The following is a 16,394-nucleotide window of genomic DNA, read 5'->3' as shown; positions in this document are numbered from 1 at the left end:
AAGCAGCTTGATTCAGCTCTGACAAGGATAAGGTCCAGAATGAGAGGGGCTAATATAGACAGTTACGGACTCAAGCGTTATCACGGTAACAGATGTGCACATCTGTGCTTTTTTGCTTAGCGCTGCTAGACACGAACAAAGGGGTGTTGTTAAATGGCGACAACAGAAATCTACAAACCGAAGCATTCCGTTCGTTTTGTAACAGCATCAAGCTTATTTGATGGTCATGATGCGTCGATCAACATTATGAGGCGTATTTTACAAGCGAGCGGTGTTGAGGTGATTCACCTTGGACATAACAGGTCGGTTGAGGAAATTGTCTCAGCTGCTATTCAAGAAGATGTCCAAGGGATTGCGATCTCATCTTATCAAGGGGGACATGTTGAGTTTTTTAAATATATGTATGATCTTTTAAAAGAGCAAGGTGCCGAACATATCCGTCTCTATGGCGGTGGCGGTGGAGTCATTATTCCCCGCGAAATAAAGGAATTGCATGAATACGGCATTGCGAAGATTTTTTCTCCAGATGATGGTAGAGAACTAGGGCTGCAAGGTATGATCAATTATATGATTAAGGAATGTGATTACACACCATTATCGGAAAAAAATATTGAGCTTGAGCAGCTGCAGACAGGAGATCCGATTACAGTTGCAAAGCTTATTTCCTATGCAGAAATGAAAGTACAGGAAAAGGAAACATTCCCACATGTTGAAGAACTGTTTGAACAGCTTAAGCAGCATGACACGTATGCTCCTGTCATTGGTATAACCGGTACAGGCGGAGCTGGAAAAAGCTCCTTAACAGATGAGCTGATCCGCAGATTTCTCAATGAGGTGCCAGAGATAACGATTGCTGTTCTATCCGTTGATCCTACAAAGCAAAAAACAGGTGGAGCACTATTAGGGGATCGGATTCGGATGAATGCTATTTTTTCACCGAGAGTGTATATGAGAAGCTTAGCAACAAGGAAATCCAAAACAGAGCTCTCATTGGCCATCCAAGATGCCATTTCCGTTGTAAAAGCGGCCGGATTCGATCTGGTTATCGTCGAAACAAGCGGGATTGGCCAAGGTGATGCCGAAATCGCGGAAATCTGTGATCTATCGATGTATGTGATGACAAGTGAGTTTGGTGCACCATCACAGCTTGAAAAAATCGATATGATTGACTATGCCGATTTCATTGTCATCAATAAATTTGAGCGCAAAGGCTCTGAGGATGCAAAGCGCCAGGTACAAAAGCAGTACCAGCGAAGCAGGCAATTATTTGATCTGCCATTAGATAGGATGCCTGTTTACGGTACAATTGCAAGTCAATTCAATGATCTTGGCACAAATACATTATTTGCAAAGCTCCTCGAATCAATCAATGAAAAAACAAACCAGCAATGGCAGTCATCCTTGCCTGTTGCAAAGGATGTAGAAAAACAAAATGTGATTATTCCTTCTGAAAGAAGATACTATTTGCGAGAAGTGAGTGAAGCAGTAAGAAACTACCATAAACAAGCAGAAGAACAAGCATCTGCTGCAACAAAGCTTTTTCAAGTGAAGGGAACATTGAAAACCCTTACAGAACATGAAGGGAATGAAGGAATTCTTCCATCTTTACGGGCTTTACAAGAGAGACTTGAAGAAAACTTAACACCACAATCTAAAACATTTTTAGCGCAATGGCCGGAAATGAAAGAAAAGTATGCTCAAGATGAGTTGACAACCGTCATTCGTAATAAAGAGATTGTGACACAATTAAGAACCACTTCATTATCAGGTTTGTCCATTCCAAAGGTTTCATTGCCTAAATATCGAAATGATGGCGATATTTTATTGTGGCTTTATAAAGAAAATGTCCCAGGTTCGTTTCCATATACAGCAGGTGTATTCCCTTTTAAACGAGAAGGAGAAGATCCAAAGCGACAATTTGCCGGAGAAGGAACACCCGAACGGACGAATCGGCGCTTTCACTATTTATCAAAGGACGATACGGCAAAACGATTAAGCACGGCATTTGATTCTGTCACATTATATGGAGAAGACCCGGCACACCGTCCAGATATTTATGGAAAGATTGGTGAGAGCGGAGTTAGTATTTGTACGTTAGATGATATGAAAAAGCTCTACAACGGTTTTGATCTTTGTGCTCCATCAACTTCAGTATCAATGACAATTAATGGACCAGCACCAATTATATTAGCCATGTTTATGAATACAGCGATACATCAGCAAGTCGAGAAAAAAGAAGCTGAGCTCAAGCGTGCCCTTTCAGAACAAGAGTATGAAGAGGTAAAGTCTTTTACCCTGCAAACTGTGAGAGGAACCGTCCAAGCCGATATTTTAAAAGAAGACCAGGGACAAAATACATGTATCTTCTCAACAGAATTTGCCTTAAGGCTTATGGGGGATATCCAGCAATACTTTATTGATCAAAAAGTAAGAAATTATTATTCTGTCTCCATTTCCGGTTATCATATCGCAGAAGCTGGTGCGAATCCGATCTCACAATTAGCATTCACTCTGGCAAATGGCTTTACATATGTAGAATATTACTTAAGCAGAGGAATGGATATTAACGCATTTGCACCAAATCTTTCTTTCTTCTTTAGTAATGGACTTGATCCCGAGTACACAGTTATTGGCCGTGTTGCCAGAAGAATCTGGGCAACTGTGATGAAAGAGAAATATGGAGCAAATGAACGAAGTCAAAAATTAAAATACCATGTACAGACCTCAGGCCGTTCTTTACATGCTCAAGAAATTGATTTTAATGATATTCGTACGACATTACAAGCATTAATGGCTCTGCATGATAATTGTAATTCCCTTCATACAAATGCATACGACGAAGCGATTACCACCCCGACAGAAGAATCGGTGCGAAGGGCAATGGCGATTCAAATGATCATTACAAAAGAACATGGCTTAACGAAAAATGAAAATCCATTGCAAGGTTCTTTCATCGTTGAGGAATTAACCGATTTAGTTGAAGAAGCAGTCCTGCAGGAATTTGATCGAATCAATGAGCGAGGCGGTGTGCTCGGTGCAATGGAAACCCAATATCAACGCGGGAAAATCCAGGATGAATCCATGCATTACGAAATGAAAAAGCACACGGGTGAACTGCCAATCATCGGTGTGAATACGTATCTTAATCCTAATCCAAACACACAGGAAGCAATGGATCAAATGGAGCTTGCCAGAGCAACGAAGGAAGAAAAAGAAACACAAATTCATAATCTTCGTGCCTTTCAAAAAGAAAATGAAGGCAAAGTGGAAGAAGCACTGCAAAAATTAAAGAAAACAGCAATTGAAAACGGCAATCTCTTTGCTGAGCTCATGGAAACCGTACAAGTCGCAAGTTTAGGTCAAATCACACAAGCCTTGTATGAAGTTGGCGGAAAATATAGACGGAATATGTAGGAATAGATAAAAAGCAATTGGAGGTTTTGCCAATTGCTTTTCTATAAGAAATAATGTGTAACATATAAAGACCTTCCAATATGGTTATCCTGCGTTTAAGGCGGCGGTGATTTTGCACGATAGTGGTTTTGAATAAAAAAACACTTTGTTGGATTTTTTCCCTCATAAATGTGGCATAAACTGCTAGAATTTGTTTATAATGAATGGTATGATTGGAAGGCTTGACTTTGTACATAACAGATTTTTTAAGAATTGTTTGTGTCTAGCGCCAGCGCCTAGCTGCTCGGGCGGCATGGTCAATCAGGAACTACATTCGTTTTCTTGATTGATTCATATAGCCTAAGGCTGAACAAAGTGCTTGCGCTTTTCGGATAAAAATAGATGTTTGACCTAGAAAGGGAGTGCCTTAACTTGAGTCTAAAGCAATTAACAGAAGAGCAAATAAAGGAAATGGCAATGGTTGAAGTAGCTTATGAACTTTTCCTAGAAAGCAAAAAGCCATATATTTTTAGTGAATTAGTGGAAGAGATTGCTACACTTCTTGGTTTAACGAAACAACAAGTTGAAGATAAAATTGCACAATTTTATACAGATATTAATATCGATGGCCGCTTTATTTGTGTAGGTGAAAACATGTGGGGATTAAGAACGTGGTACCCGTATGAGCAAATTGAAGAAGAAATTGTGCCAACTGTGACACCTAAAAAGAAAAAGACGAAAAAAGGTGCAAAAGCTGACCTTGAGGATGATTTCGATGATATCGAAGACCATCTTGATTATGATGAATTAGATGAATACGATGATACTGATCTTGATGATGACGACGATGACGATGATTTTGACGATATCGATGATGTCGATTTAGATGAAGATGATGATGACGATGATCTGATTGAAGATGATGAAGAATTCGAATTAGATGATGATGATGAAGATCTAGATGATGAAGAGGAAGAAATTTAAGTTCATAACGTCTTGACTTTCTTTTTTATACTAGGTAGAATCTATTTTGGGCTCTTAAAAAAGCAATCGTTTGTATTTATTATACAATTACCGCTCCCTTTCAACTTGTTTGGAAGGGAGCTTTCTATTTTTTTAGACATTTTTCGCAAGCATACAGTGCCGTTGCTGACAAGATGCAGGAGGTTGCGTCTAATACCTGCTCGGGCATGATAAGGCACTTTCGCTTTTCTAATTAGTTCCCCAACTATTTTCACGTTCATTGCATGAAGGAATGGGAAGGAACCCGCTGAATTTTTACAGCTGTCAAAGGTACCCAATAGATTCAGCGTAAAGTTAGCTCGTTCTAACCTTAATAAAAGTGGGGCTTTATTGGCTGCTCCATTTTTTTCTTCATTTTAGCTTATGGCATAAATACGCCACTAGTCTTTTGCACAAAATAAATATATCCAAGCTTCTGAGGGGGAAGACAAACAATGACAAAGTATATTTTTGTAACAGGTGGAGTAGTTTCTTCACTAGGAAAAGGAATTACAGCAGCTTCACTTGGCAGATTATTAAAAAATCGCGGTATGAGTGTAACAATTCAAAAATTCGATCCTTACATAAATGTGGATCCAGGAACAATGAGTCCTTATCAACATGGTGAGGTTTTTGTTACAGATGATGGTGCGGAGACAGATCTAGATTTAGGTCACTATGAGCGTTTCATCGATATCAACCTAACTAAATATAACAACGTAACAACTGGTAAAATATACTCAACAGTATTAAAGAAAGAACGTCGCGGTGATTACCTTGGCGGAACTGTACAAGTTATACCACACATCACAAACGAAATTAAAGATCGTGTTTACCGTGCGGGAAAAGAAACAGGTGCAGACGTTGTTATTACTGAGATCGGCGGAACAGTTGGTGATATCGAATCACTACCTTTCTTAGAAGCAATTCGTCAAATTAAAAGTGACATCGGCCGTGATAATGTGATGTATATTCACTGTACACTTGTTCCTTACATTAAAGCTGCTGGTGAAATGAAAACAAAGCCTACACAACATAGTGTAAAAGAACTTCGCAGCTTAGGTATTCAACCGAACGTCATCGTTGTTCGTACAGAAATGCCAATTTCACAAGACATGAAAGATAAAATTGCGTTATTCTGTGATATCGATACAAACGCTGTTATCGAGTGCCGTGACGCAGAAACACTTTATTCCATTCCTTTAGATTTACAAGCACAAAATTTAGATTCAATTGTATGTAATCATTTAAAACTAAACTGCAATGAAGCAGATATGACAGAATGGAAACAGCTTGTTGAGCGTGTAACAAATCTCTCGAAAGTAACAAAAATTGGTCTTGTTGGGAAATATGTTGAATTACAAGATGCATACATTTCTGTTGTCGAAGCACTTCGTCATGCAGGTTATGAATATGATTCAGATATCGAGATCAAGTGGGTTAATGCCGAAACATTAACAGAAGAAAACGTAAGAGAACAGCTTGACGATGTTGATGGAATTCTTGTTCCTGGCGGCTTCGGTGACCGCGGGGTAGAAGGTAAAATCCTTGCAACTACATTTGCGCGTGTAAACAAAGTTCCATTCCTTGGAATTTGTCTTGGTATGCAAGTAGCATCAATCGAATTTGCACGTAATGTTGTAGGCTTAAAAGGTGCAAACTCATCTGAGATTGATCCAACGACACAATATCCTGTCATTGACTTACTTCCAGAGCAAAAAGATATTGAGGACTTAGGTGGAACTCTGCGCCTAGGATTATCACCAAGTAAGCTGCAAAAAGAAACACGTGCTTATGAAGCTTATAAAGAAGAAGTTGTATATGAGCGTCACCGTCATCGTTATGAATTCAATAATGAATACCGCCAAGCAATGGAAGAAGCAGGCTTTGTCTTCTCAGGAACAACACCTGACGGACGTTTAGTTGAAATCATTGAAATTAAAGATCACCCATGGTTTGTGGCATCACAATTCCACCCGGAATTCACATCTAGACCAACTAGACCACAACCATTATTCCGTGATTTCGTACATGCATCATTAACAGCGAAAGAAGGAAAATAATTTTGATAAGAGCTAGCTCATCTTTGATGAGTTAGCTTTTTTTCGTAGGGGGAGAGAGTTGCTCGAAAATTGCGGATATGTATCGAATGATAGATTTTTTGGGAAAGTTGATAGATTTTCTGTCTAAGTGGATAGATTTTTTCGGAAAGTTGATAGATTTCAAAAAGATTAAATAGAAAAAAGCAATTAATCGTAGTTAATTGCTTATAGATCATCCTCATATTCAGTTAAAATCTCTTTTATCGTGAAACTAAGCGCATAGTAGACATATAAAGAAGTCATTAATGCAGGAAAACCGTATCTTTCACCGTCATCTCCAGGAATTAATGGCTGGCGAAGCTTTGCATCAACATGCAAATCGGTGATTTCCTGTAAGCCCGAATCTGCATTTTTGATCAAAGCAGATACCCCAACGGTTTGAATTCCTTGATCTGACAGCTTTTTGGCAATGGAGATCGCTTTTTCATCTGTTGAACGATACGTAAACAGAAGCACTCGATCTTCTGGTGAAAGAGTTTTTATTTGACCTGCTTCATCCAAAAGAGCCTCAGCGCGAACTAAAGGTTCGGTACTTGTCAAAGCTTCCAATACGACACCATGGAGCTCTTTGCAGCCATATATGTAAAGTGTTCCTTCCCCAATTAATGCCCCAGCAAGGAGTCTTGCACTTTCTTCAATATTCATGTCTTCTTGATCTAAGATACGATTAAAATGTCCGGTTAATTGTGTGGTGAAAATTTTCATCATCGAATGGTAGAACTCCTTTCACATTTCACATGTATAAAGTATTATATCTGAAAGGAAAGAATTCTGAAAGAAACCAGATTTTAAGAGGGTTTTTTCTGAAAATACCAAATATATCAAAAAATGTCGACAAATGATATAATTTAAAAGCAGGAAATTGATCATGAAAAAAGAATTAATGTAAGTGTTGAAAAAAATCGAATGACATGACTAAGTTTAAAATCCGATTCTAACGTGAAGCGGAGTTTTAGTATGTGATGACAAGATGCTAACTGCCGCTGCCATCTAAACAAGATGAGTTTTAAGTTAAGCGGGTTCCATCCCCTTTCCTTCAAGCGAAAATACAAAATTGACAAAGAGGAGTATTAATCATGTTAAAGGAAAAAATCTTAATTGTAGACGATCAGTATGGAATTCGTATTTTATTAAATGAGGTATTTCAAAAAGAAGGCTATCAAACATTCCAAGCTGCTAGCGGATTTCAAGCATTGGAAATTGTCGAAAAGCATTCTCCAGACCTCGTGCTTTTAGATATGAAAATTCCTGGTATGGACGGAATTGAAATTTTAAAAAGAATGAAAGTAATCGACCAAGATATTCGCGTCATCATTATGACCGCTTATGGAGAACTAGATATGATTCAGGAAGCAAAAGATTTAGGAGCGCTCACTCATTTTGCAAAGCCATTCGATATTGATGAAATTCGTGATGCGGTAAAAAAGTATATACCCCTTAATGCAAATAAATAAACATTTATGTAAAAAAAATTGTCGAAATGTTGCCCATTTTCGAAGATATTGGTATGCTTAAGTATGTGAAAAGTGTTCATCCGGACTTTACATATTCGTGAATATTCTGGTCAAGCTAGGTATGATATGCTTTTCTGTATCAGAAAAATTAGGTTCATTAGGAGGATTTTTAATATGCCTTTAGTTTCAATGACAGATATGCTAAATAAAGCAAAAAAAGAAGGATATGCAGTAGGTCAATTCAATATCAACAATCTTGAATTTTTCCAAGCAATCCTACAAGCAGCTGAAGAAGAAAAATCACCAGTTATTCTTGGTGTTTCTGAAGGTGCTGCACGCTACGTTGGCGGATTCAAAACTGTAGTGAAAATCACTGAAGGTCTTCTTGAAGACTACAAAATTACTGTTCCAGTTGCAATCCATCTTGATCACGGTTCAAGCTTTGAAAAATGTAAAGAAGCAATTGATGCTGGATTTACATCTGTTATGATTGATGCTTCACACGATCCATTTGAACAAAACGTAGAAACAACTTCTAAAGTTGTTGAGTATGCTCATTCAAAAGGTGTTTCAGTTGAAGCTGAGTTAGGAACTGTTGGCGGACAAGAAGATGATGTTGTTGCAGAAGGCGTTATCTACGCAGATCCACAAGAATGTAATGAACTTGTAAAACGTACTGGTATTGATTGCTTAGCACCAGCACTTGGTTCTGTTCACGGACCATACAAAGGTGAGCCAAACTTAGGTTACAAAGAAATGGAAGAAATCGCTAACCTAACAAATATGCCATTAGTACTTCATGGTGGTACTGGAATCCCAACGAAAGACATTCAAAAAGCAATCTCTTTCGGAACGGCAAAAATCAATGTTAACACTGAAAACCAAATTGCTTCTGCAAAAACGGTTCGTGAAGTGTTAGCTGCGAAACCAGAAGAATATGATCCACGTAAATACATGGGACCAGCTCGTGACGCTATTAAAGCAACTGTAATCGGCAAAATGCGCGAATTCGGTTCTTCAAACAAAGCTTAATATGTAAGTGAATGATTGATAGCCGCCTTTTTAATAGAGGCGGTTATATTCTGAATAATAAGAAAGCGCTAACAGTACTTGTTAGTGCAACCTTCTAATCCTAAACCTAGCTGATGAGTAATAGAATAGAATGAAACGGGCGGTTTTTAAATTGCCCGTTTTAGCATTCAATCGAACAGGTTGGGTCACATCCCTTAAAACCACTAAACCAGACTACCTCAATTTTTATTATTGGATGATTCTACCTAAAAAAGTGTAATCTTGTAGTATAATATTGTTGTCAAGCCTAATAGATGGTTTAATAAGAAGTAAGTTATTTTTGGACAAAATAAAAACAAATTGTTTGTGATGTATTTACTTGGGCATTAAAGGAAATAAAGATATAAACAGCTTGAATTCTTTTCTTTATCTAGGAAAAAATGTTGACAAGAGATGTTCCTTATTCGGAAAACATGCTGGCTAATGAAGAATAGGCGTATTTTTTCGTACGTGTTTGATAGAGATTTGCTTGCGAAATTAGCGCAATGCTCACCCTCCATGTTCTTTCCGGAAAGTCAACTTCATAAGAAGGGAGACTATCATGGAAAAATTAAAAGTTGCCGGTGGAGATTTGCTCAAAGGTACAGTAAATATTAGCGGTGCAAAAAACAGTGCGGTCGCGCTGATTCCTGCGACAATATTAGCGCAATCACCAGTCACAATTGAAGGATTACCAAACATTTCTGATGTAAATATACTTGGAGACCTTTTGGAGGAAATTGGTGGAAAAGTAGAATTGAAAAATAATGAAATGATTGTTGATCCATCATCAATGATTTCAATGCCTTTACCGAACGGAAAAGTGAAGAAGCTTCGCGCATCCTATTATTTAATGGGTGCAATGCTGGGTCGATTTAAAAAAGCCGTCATTGGGCTTCCTGGAGGATGTCATTTAGGTCCTCGTCCAATTGACCAGCATATCAAAGGGTTCGAAGCATTAGGGGCACAAGTAACAAATGAACAAGGTGCGATTTATTTACGGGCCGATGAACTTCGCGGGGCACGAATCTACCTTGATGTTGTCAGTGTTGGTGCAACAATTAATATCATGCTTGCCGCTGTTCTGGCAAAAGGCAGAACCATTATTGAAAATGCTGCAAAAGAACCAGAAATCATTGATGTAGCAACATTGCTTACTAGCATGGGTGCAAAAATTAAAGGTGCTGGAACTGAGACGATAAGAATTGATGGAGTCGAAACGCTTCATGGCTGTCGTCATTCGATTATACCTGATCGTATTGAAGCAGGTACATATATGATTATTGGCGCTGCAATGGGGAAAGAAGTGATGATTGATAACGTCATTCCGCTTCACTTAGAGTCACTAATTGCCAAGCTAAGAGAAATGGGGCTTCATATCGAGACAAGCAATGATCAAATTTTGATTGTTGGCGGTCAAAAAGAGCTAAAAGCTGTTGATATTAAAACACTTGTTTATCCAGGATTTCCAACAGATCTGCAACAACCGTTCACCTCATTATTAACAAGGGCTACAGGAACAAGTGTTGTCACTGACACCATATACTCAGCCCGCTTTAAGCATATTGATGAGCTTAGAAGAATGGGTGCTGTTATAAAAGTTGAGGGCCGTTCAGCCATCGTATCGGGTCCTGCGAAACTTCAAGGTGCCCGTGTCAAAGCAAGTGATTTACGAGCAGGCGCTGCGCTTGTATGTGCGGGGCTGATGGCAGACGGAATTACTGAAATTACCGGTCTAGAACATATTGATAGAGGATATAGCCAGCTGGTAGAAAAACTAACTGGTCTAGGCGCTACAATCTGGCGTGAAAGGTTATCCGAAAAAGAAATCGAGCAAATGCAAAATTCTTAAGGGGATCCATCTATTTTTCCCTCTTTCGCTTCCTTAGGTCATATATTTTCATTTTCACCTAATTGTATAAGAGAAGAGAAGGAAAATGGATGATGATATATAAACTAGTCAATTGTGCTTTCGTTACAATTGTACACCTGCCAAAATTCATAGACACAAAGGGGAGAATGGCTATGGAAAGAAGCTTATCAATGGAACTAGTAAGGGTAACAGAAGCAGCAGCACTCGCTTCAGCACGTTGGATGGGAAGAGGAAAAAAAGACGAGGCTGATGAAGCAGCGACATCTGCTATGCGTGATGTTTTTGATACGGTTCCAATGAAAGGCACGGTTGTAATTGGGGAAGGGGAAATGGACGAAGCACCAATGCTGTACATTGGTGAAAAGCTTGGTACAGGATATGGTCCACGAGTCGATGTAGCAGTAGATCCATTAGAAGGGACAAACATCGTTGCTTCTGGTGGCTGGAATGCTTTAGCAGTCATTGCGATTGCAGATCATGGCAATATGCTCCATGCACCAGATATGTATATGGACAAAATTGCAGTAGGACCTGAAGCAGTAGGTTGCATCGATATCGAAGCGCCAATCATCGATAATTTAAAAGCTGTTGCAAAGGCAAAAAACAAAGATATTGAAGATGTTGTTGCAACAGTTTTAAATCGGAAAAAACATGAACATATCATTCAACAGCTTAGAGAAGCAGGAGCAAGAATCAAAGTCATTAATGACGGAGATGTAGCGGGAGCAATTAATACAGCGTTTGATCATACAGGTGTTGATATTTTATTTGGACAAGGCGGTGCACCTGAAGGCGTTTTAGCAGCTGTAGCACTTAAATGCTTAGGTGGAGAAATCCAAGGAAAGCTCATCCCGCAAAATGATGAAGAACTTGCACGCTGTATCAAAATGGGCTTGGATGTAAATAAAATCCTTCTTATGGATGACCTTGTAAAAGGTGATGATGCGATCTTTGCTGCAACAGGAGTAACAGATGGCGAGCTTTTAAGAGGAGTCCAATTTAAAGGGAACACAGGTACGACACATTCCATCGTTATGCGTGCCAAATCAGGAACTGTCCGATTTATTGATGGCAGACATAGCTTAAAGAAAAAACCAAACTTAGTAATAAGATAATGTTAGACTGTATGAGTTTTCAAGTACGCACAAATCAAGCTGAGGATAGGATCGCTTATTACTACAGTAAATACCTTTTTGAGAAAGCGCGGTAAATGAAAAACTCGCTTTCTCCTTGTCTAGCGCAAGCACCTAGCCTTCAGTCACACAGGACGTGCAAGTCGAGTGAAGTTGGCATGGATACTCATATGCAGTCTTATTTCCTCGAGTTCCTCGAAGCTGAACAAGACGCTTGCACTTTTCTGGTTGTCTAGCTGCAGCGCCTAGGCCCTCGAGTCATAAGCCAATCCATAATTAAAGGCAAAGAACGCCTTTTATTATGGCTCGTCTTATGCATGTCGGGCCTGATCAAGGCGCTTACGCTTTTCTAATTTGTCCAGCTCCAGCGACAGGACGTCGCGTTTGTAACTGCCTCGAGGTCATAAGTCAATTATGAATTGAAGGTAAAACACCTTCTATTCATAATCGCCTTTTGATTGTCGGGGCTGAACAAAGCGCTTACGCTTTTCTAAAAACCTCAAACTTCTAATTGATTTTCCAAAAATGATTGATTAAATTTGTGAAATAGGGTAAAAATAAAGAGTGCTGCATTGAATGAAAAATGCTAAATCTACTTCAATCTCACCTTCATTTTCCTTCTAACATGTAACGTACTAGTTTTCTCTTCATTAGTGCAAATGATGGTAAATCTTCTGAATGTAAAAACTGGATACCAAAATAAGTCTCCATATTGTAGAAATAAATAGATGGAAATGTAAATGCTTAAATTTGAAAAATAAAAAGAGTGGTGTTTTTATGAATCAGGTTTCAATTTCTTCATTGGAACATATGAAATTGAAAGAATTGTACGAGCTTGCACGTCATTTTAAAATATCGTATTACAGCAAGCTGACGAAAAAAGAATTGATTTTTGCTATTTTAAAAGCAAATGCAGAACAAGAGGATTTATTATTCATGGAAGGTGTCTTAGAAATCATCCAGTCTGAAGGATTTGGCTTCTTAAGACCGATTAACTATTCACCAAGTTCTGAGGATATTTATATTTCTGCTTCGCAAATTAGACGTTTTGATTTACGAAATGGGGACAAAGTATCTGGAAAGGTGCGTCCACCAAAAGAAAATGAACGCTACTACGGCTTACTTCATGTTGAAGCAGTTAATGGTGAAGACCCAGAAACGGCTAAGGAACGTGTCCACTTTCCAGCATTAACTCCACTTTATCCAGATAGACAAATATACTTAGAAACAAAACCAAATTATTTATCAACAAGAATCATGGATCTAATCGCACCTGTCGGATTTGGTCAGCGTGGCTTAATTGTTGCCCCGCCTAAGGCAGGAAAAACAATGCTTTTAAAAGAGATCGCTAACAGTATTACGACTAATAATCCTGAAGCAGAACTTATCGTTCTATTAATAGATGAACGTCCTGAAGAAGTAACAGATATTGAACGTTCCGTAGCTGGTGACGTCGTTAGCTCAACGTTTGATGAAGTACCTGAAAATCATATTAAAGTAGCTGAGCTTGTTCTTGAGCGAGCTATGCGCCTTGTTGAACATAAAAAGGATGTTATTATTTTAATGGATAGCATCACTCGTTTAGCACGTGCATACAACTTGGTGATCCCGCCAAGCGGACGTACATTATCTGGTGGTATTGATCCAGCAGCCTTCCACCGTCCAAAACGCTTCTTTGGAGCAGCGCGTAACATTGAAGAGGGTGGAAGCTTAACCATTCTTGCAACAGCATTAGTCGATACAGGTTCACGTATGGATGACGTTATTTACGAGGAATTCAAAGGAACAGGAAATATGGAGCTTCACTTAGACCGCTCACTTGCCGAAAAACGTATTTTCCCAGCAATCGATATCCGTCGTTCTGGGACAAGAAAAGAAGAACTTCTTATTCCAAAAGACCATCTCGACAAATTATGGGCTATTCGTAAATCAATGTCAGATTCACCAGACTTTATTGAAAAGTTCTTAAGAAAACTTCGTCAAACAAAATCAAATGAAGAATTCTTTGGTCAATTAGATGCGGAAATGAAGGCGGTTAGGAATAGATAATTTTCGGGTGTGTGAGGTAGAGGGATGTTGGGCTTAGTTTTTGCTAAGCGCCCGACATCCAGCTCCAGCGCCTAGCCCCTCGAGGTCATAAGTCAATCAGGAATTGAAGGTAAAGAACACCTTCTATTCCTGATCGTCTTATGCTTGTCGGGGCTGAACAAGGCTGGGCTTAATACTTAGTTTTAGTGTCTAGCTCCAGCGCCTAGCCCCTCGGGGTCATAAGTCACACATGAATTGAAGGCAAAGTACGCCTTCTATTCATGCGCGCCTTATGCCTGTCGGGGCTGAACAAGGCGCTTCCGCTTTTCTTAATTAGTAATATTTAACTTCAGCTTGCTTTTAATCTTAGCACTTGTTATAATTTCCTCATGTGCTTTTCTAGATGATATTTGTCAATCGGACGAGTTGAGTCTAGGATATTTAACTCTGTTTCGGATATGATTCAGGGCGGAAGGAGATGAAAAGAATGAAAACAGGAATTCATCCAAACTTTAATAAGGTTATGGTGAAATGTGCTTGTGGTAACGAATTCGAAACTGGATCTGTATTAAACGAGATCAAAGTTGAGGTTTGTTCTGAGTGCCATCCATTCTACACAGGACGTCAAAAATTTGCAGATGCAGGTGGACGTGTAGATAAATTCAATAAAAAATACGGCCTTAAACAAAAGTAATAAAGGTTTAATACAACAGGCAAGACGAAACTGCTCTTGCCTGTTTTTTCACGTCAAAATTTGTAATTTGTAAGTTAATTTTAGGTGATCCTACATATATTCGTAGGAATGTTGAAAAGTTTCGATGCATGAATTTCATGTTTTATCCACTCTGGTTAACAAGCAAGCAGGGTAGATAAAACAGCTGGAAATCTGCCTTAATATATAGATATTTAAATATTACAGTACCAATATAAACGGTACGGTCAATCGATTCTGAATCTTGACGTCGAAGGGAGAGGCCGTCTAAATGTATGTCATGAAACAAAGCGGGTGGCTTGAAATAATCTGCGGAAGCATGTTTTCAGGTAAATCCGAGGAACTCATTCGCCGGGTTCGACGTGCGCAATTTGCGAAACAAGAAGTAAAGGTTTTTAAACCTAGTATAGATAACCGCTATAGTGAAGAAGAGGTCGTTTCACACAATGGTACAGCAATCATATGTAAGCCGTTAGCTTCTTCACTAGATATTTTTAAGCATATTAGCGAAAAAACAGATGTGATTGCTGTCGATGAAGTACAGTTCTTTGATGAACATATTTGTGATGTGTTGACATTATTAGCTAATCAAGGATACCGTGTCATCGCAGCTGGGTTAGATCAAGACTTTAGGGGCGAACCATTTAGTGTTGTACCACAATTAATGGCTATTGCAGAATTAGTCACTAAGCTTCAAGCCGTATGCTCTGTCTGCGGTTCACCTGCAAGCCGTACACAAAGACTAATTAACGGGAAACCAGCTTCATACGATGATCCAATTATTCTTGTCGGGGCTTCAGAATCATATGAGCCTAGATGCAGACATCACCATGAAGTGCCAGGTGCTCCTGTCATGGATATAACAAAAGAAAATAGTGAGACGAAGCTTTAATATAAATTTTAATAGGGTAAAAAAACAACCTTACTCTATAAAAGGAGTAAGGTTGTTTACTTAATCTATTAAAAACTAAAAATCGAACTAATTAAATTCTTTCGTCTCGGTTTCTTTTGTGTAGTAGACTGGTCAAAAACAAGCGAATGATCCTTTGGCTCGCGTTTTGATTGAGCATTCTCTAAATCTTCTATTTTTTGCTCTAGCAACGCAATTTTTTTCGTTAATTCCTCTATTTCTCTACGGTGCTGAAGCATTTGGTAAGAAACAACATCATCAGCTTTGCTTCGCAGCGCCCTTTCTAGTTCTTCCATTCGTTTGATAAGTGATTCTTCAAGTGGATTCTCGACAACTTCAACATTTTTTAACGTTCCTTTGCGGCTGCCTTGGACCGTCTGTACTGCTTGAGAAACTGGCTGCGATTGTGTTTGTGGTGGTTGCGATTGGCTTTGAATCTGCTTTAATCGTTCAACATCTTCATTTGAAAATTGATAGTGCCCAAGTTCATTTTTCTCCAATTGCATATCTAATTGTTGCACCCATCTCATTAACGTTCTTCTTGAAACACCTAATAATTTTGTAACATCTGCTGTACTCATCCCTTTATTCCTCCCCAAATGTTTAAGTACAATCCAGAAACACTAACGATAAGACAAAAAGAAAAACATCCATCCGACAAGTAAACATCTTTATGTACGTTTTCGACCTTCGTTGTCTGTTCCCTTCACGTATGACAAAACAAGTATGAATTCGGC

The 16,394-nt window shown here is 38.8% G+C and carries 12 protein-coding genes; 10 read left to right on the top strand and 2 right to left on the bottom strand.

The genetic code is table 11. From position 1 onward, the window contains the following. The first annotated feature begins 153 nt into the window (after positions 1 to 153). The 3 genes from icmF (at position 154) to GMB29_RS25745 (ending at position 6,458) form a co-directional block, all read left to right on the top strand. Positions 154 to 3,414, top strand: a complete 3,261-nt coding sequence (icmF, locus tag GMB29_RS25755) for a fused isobutyryl-CoA mutase/GTPase IcmF (RefSeq protein ID WP_136357204.1) — start codon at positions 154 to 156, stop codon at positions 3,412 to 3,414. A gap of 411 nt (positions 3,415 to 3,825) precedes the next feature. Then, complete coding sequence (rpoE, locus tag GMB29_RS25750) at positions 3,826 to 4,377, top strand: DNA-directed RNA polymerase subunit delta (RefSeq protein WP_136357202.1); 552 nt, start codon at positions 3,826 to 3,828, stop codon at positions 4,375 to 4,377. Between the two features lie 473 nt (positions 4,378 to 4,850). Next, the gene (locus GMB29_RS25745) at positions 4,851 to 6,458 is read left to right on the top strand and encodes a CTP synthase (protein ID WP_136357200.1); all 1,608 of its coding nucleotides are present in this window, start codon (positions 4,851 to 4,853) and stop codon (positions 6,456 to 6,458) included. A 204-nt stretch (positions 6,459 to 6,662) separates the two neighbouring features. Here GMB29_RS25745 and GMB29_RS25740 read toward each other — a convergent pair whose 3' ends face one another. Further along, positions 6,663 to 7,205 (bottom strand): DUF2529 family protein, encoded by a 543-nt coding sequence (locus tag GMB29_RS25740; RefSeq protein WP_136357198.1) that lies wholly within the window; start codon positions 7,203 to 7,205, stop codon positions 6,663 to 6,665. Between the two features lie 368 nt (positions 7,206 to 7,573). Between GMB29_RS25740 and GMB29_RS25735 the strand changes: the two genes are divergently transcribed. The 7 genes from GMB29_RS25735 (at position 7,574) to GMB29_RS25705 (ending at position 15,639) form a co-directional block, all read left to right on the top strand. Continuing rightward, complete coding sequence (locus GMB29_RS25735; protein ID WP_136357196.1) at positions 7,574 to 7,951, top strand: response regulator; 378 nt, start codon at positions 7,574 to 7,576, stop codon at positions 7,949 to 7,951. A gap of 174 nt (positions 7,952 to 8,125) precedes the next feature. Then, positions 8,126 to 8,983: a class II fructose-bisphosphate aldolase gene (locus GMB29_RS25730; RefSeq protein ID WP_136357194.1), complete on the top strand. Its 858-nt coding sequence runs from the start codon at positions 8,126 to 8,128 to the stop codon at positions 8,981 to 8,983. Between the two features lie 580 nt (positions 8,984 to 9,563). Continuing rightward, on the top strand, positions 9,564 to 10,853 hold the full coding sequence (locus tag GMB29_RS25725) for a UDP-N-acetylglucosamine 1-carboxyvinyltransferase (RefSeq protein ID WP_136357191.1): 1,290 nt from the start codon (positions 9,564 to 9,566) through the stop codon (positions 10,851 to 10,853). A 173-nt stretch (positions 10,854 to 11,026) separates the two neighbouring features. Beyond that, complete coding sequence (glpX, locus tag GMB29_RS25720; protein WP_136357189.1) at positions 11,027 to 11,989, top strand: class II fructose-bisphosphatase; 963 nt, start codon at positions 11,027 to 11,029, stop codon at positions 11,987 to 11,989. A 795-nt stretch (positions 11,990 to 12,784) separates the two neighbouring features. Beyond that, positions 12,785 to 14,056 carry a transcription termination factor Rho gene (rho, locus tag GMB29_RS25715; protein ID WP_136357188.1) on the top strand — a complete coding sequence of 424 codons (1,272 nt, stop codon included), beginning with the start codon at positions 12,785 to 12,787 and terminating at the stop codon, positions 14,054 to 14,056. 466 nt (positions 14,057 to 14,522) lie between these two features. Continuing rightward, the gene (gene rpmE / locus GMB29_RS25710) at positions 14,523 to 14,729 is read left to right on the top strand and encodes a 50S ribosomal protein L31 (RefSeq protein ID WP_136357254.1); all 207 of its coding nucleotides are present in this window, start codon (positions 14,523 to 14,525) and stop codon (positions 14,727 to 14,729) included. A 289-nt stretch (positions 14,730 to 15,018) separates the two neighbouring features. Further along, positions 15,019 to 15,639 (top strand): thymidine kinase, encoded by a 621-nt coding sequence (locus GMB29_RS25705; RefSeq protein WP_136357186.1) that lies wholly within the window; start codon positions 15,019 to 15,021, stop codon positions 15,637 to 15,639. A gap of 68 nt (positions 15,640 to 15,707) precedes the next feature. On the opposite strand, the gene GMB29_RS25700 is transcribed toward GMB29_RS25705, so the two are convergent. Further along, positions 15,708 to 16,256 (bottom strand): MerR family transcriptional regulator, encoded by a 549-nt coding sequence (locus tag GMB29_RS25700; protein WP_406600299.1) that lies wholly within the window; start codon positions 16,254 to 16,256, stop codon positions 15,708 to 15,710. Positions 16,257 to 16,394 lie beyond the last annotated feature (138 nt).

Origin of the sequence: Metabacillus sediminilitoris (assembly GCF_009720625.1) — a bacterium.
Taxonomy (GTDB): Bacteria; Bacillota; Bacilli; order Bacillales; family Bacillaceae; genus Metabacillus; species Metabacillus sediminilitoris.
This window is presented reverse-complemented; position numbering and strand designations above follow the sequence as displayed.